This is a genomic window from Brevundimonas sp., from assembly GCF_032107865.1.
In the GTDB taxonomy this organism is placed as follows: Bacteria; Pseudomonadota; Alphaproteobacteria; order Caulobacterales; family Caulobacteraceae; genus Brevundimonas.
This window is the reverse complement of sequence record NZ_DAMCNG010000358.1, coordinates 1-1568: the sequence shown is the minus strand read 5'-3', so window position 1 is coordinate 1568 and position 1568 is coordinate 1. Positions and strand designations below refer to the sequence as shown.

The following is a 1568-nucleotide window of genomic DNA, read 5'->3' as shown; positions in this document are numbered from 1 at the left end:
GGGGCTGGAGGGCGCCCAGACCCACCGCAGCTGGTGGGCGGCCAAGGGCGCCGTCGCCTCGGTCGCGCGCGGCGACGGCCGCGCCGCCCTGACCCTGGACGGAGGACTGATCGTCCCCGTCAGCCGCCGCTACGCCAAGGCCCTGCGCGACGCGGGCTGGTGGTGAGCCCCTACAGCCAGCGCTTCTTGCGGAAGACGAGATACGGCAGGGCGGCCGACAGGATCATCGCCCCCCCCGCCGCCGGGTAGCCGTACCGCCAGTGCAATTCCGGCATCACGTCGAAGTTCATGCCGTAGATGGAGGCGATCAGCGTCGGCGGCAGCAGGGCCACGGCCGCGACCGAGAAGATTTTGATGATCTGGTTCTGCTCCAGATTGATCAGGCCCAGGGTCGCGTCCATCAGGAAGGTCACCTTGGACGACATGGAGACGCTGAGTTCGCTCAGCGCCGCCGCATCGCGTTGCAGCAGGCGCACGGTCTGGCGCGCCTCGCGGTCCGCCTTGCCCCCGGCGCGCGCACCCGACAGCGCCGCGTGATAGGCCAACAATCGTTGCAGGCTGGACAGGCTCTCGCGGATCAGGGCCAGGAAGTCGCCCGCCCGGCCGATGTCCTGGATCACCAGTTGCAGGTTGTGGCTCTCCACCGCCTTGGGATCGCGCTTGCGGAAGATCATCCGCGAGATCGCGTCCAGCTCCAGCCCCTTGGCCTCCAGCGCATCTGCGTAGCGGTCGATGACCGCCTCGATCAGCCCCATCATGATGGCCTCGCCCCCGGCCAGCTTCTCGCCCGGCTTGTTGGTCGCTCGGGCGATGAAGACCTGGAAGGAGCGCGGCTGGCCATAGCGCACCGTCACCAGTCGCCCGCCCTTTAGGATGAAGGTCACGGGCGTCTTGACCGGATCGTGGGTCTCCAGATCCGTGGCCACGGCGGCGATCATGAAGACGCCGTTGTCTTCGGCGTAGAGGCGGGCCGAGGGCTCGACGTCGTCCATCTCGTCCCGGCTGGGGATGTCGATGCCGGTCAGAGTCTCCAGCGCCGCCACCTCATCGGCGGTCGGGGAGACTAGGTCGATCCAGCAGGCGGGGCCGTGATCCACGGCCGTGTCCAGGCGCACGAGCCGATCGGCGCGCCAGTCATAGGCGTTCAGCATAAGTCGCTTCCTTTCGCGAGGACTCTCGCGCGGAAGCGGAGCGTCCTCAGAGCGTCGAAGAAGTTGAAGACGGACTTCGGTCTTCGGGGTTCATCTGAGGGTTTCCAAAAAGACGCCGCCCCAGGATAGGCGTCTGGGCGGCGAAGGGGTCTTGGCCCGTTCGGCGGCGGGGGTCAACCGCACGCCGACGGGCCGCAGCGAGGCGATGGCGCGGTGTGGCTTTCACGCCCAGTTTCCGTGGAAGGCCGCCGGCAGGGCCACGTCGGCGCGCCAGGTGGCGACCGGGCCGTCCTCGACGTGCATCAGGTCCAGGACGTGCAGTTCGCTGACTCCCGCCTTCAGATTGATGGTCGGACCGACCAGCCAGGCGTCGGCCTCATGCGTACCGCCGGGCTTGGGGACATAGACCATCTCGTC

Annotated in this window: 3 protein-coding genes; 1 reads left to right on the top strand and 2 read right to left on the bottom strand. The window is 68.1% G+C overall.

The window, feature by feature from the left end; all coding sequences use genetic code 11:
- A partial coding sequence (locus RT567_RS16650; protein ID WP_313577303.1) for a LytTR family DNA-binding domain-containing protein occupies positions 1-166 on the top strand: 166 nt, incomplete at its 5' end.
- Positions 167-170: 4 nt separating this feature from the next.
- Here the strand turns inward: RT567_RS16650 and RT567_RS16645 are convergent.
- Positions 171-1151, bottom strand: a complete 981-nt coding sequence (locus RT567_RS16645; RefSeq protein WP_313577302.1) for a magnesium transporter CorA family protein — start codon at positions 1149-1151, stop codon at positions 171-173.
- Between the two features lie 222 nt (positions 1152-1373).
- Positions 1374-1568, bottom strand: a 195-nt coding sequence (locus RT567_RS16640; protein ID WP_313577301.1) for a carotenoid oxygenase family protein, incomplete at its 5' end; no start/stop codon positions are given.